This window comes from Rhizobium ecuadorense (assembly GCF_001187535.1).
In the GTDB taxonomy this organism is placed as follows: domain Bacteria; phylum Pseudomonadota; class Alphaproteobacteria; order Rhizobiales; family Rhizobiaceae; genus Rhizobium; species Rhizobium ecuadorense.
Genome location: NZ_LFIO01000769.1, coordinates 1 through 329, shown reverse-complemented (window position 1 = coordinate 329; position 329 = coordinate 1). Strand labels below are relative to the sequence as shown.

Here is a 329-nt window from a genome sequence, read left to right as displayed (position 1 = left end):
GATCGGCTCAAGGCTTTCATCTGCGAGGGGATGGCCAAGAGGGACGGCGACGATCATGTCCTCTTCGGAAAGCACCGTGCTCGCCAGATCCGGAAATCGATTTGCATCGATGTGCAGCAATGCTGCATCGATACGCCCTTCCTGCAGGGCGAGAATGAGTTCGTAGGTTTCGCTTTCTTCGACGGCGATCTTCACGAGCGGATAGGAAAGACGGAACTGCTGCAGCAGCTTCGGCGCCAGAACATGGAGCGACGCCGAACTCGTAAAGCCAACCGACAGGTGGCCGGCCTCACCTTTGTCGTACCGGCGGATATTCTCGACTGCCTGGC

At 58.1% G+C, this 329-nt stretch carries 1 protein-coding gene; it reads right to left on the bottom strand.

Going from position 1 to position 329, the window contains the following annotated elements; translation table 11 throughout:
- The coding region (locus AF337_RS13810; protein WP_244471252.1) for a LysR substrate-binding domain-containing protein at positions 1–329 on the bottom strand (329 nt) is incomplete at both ends.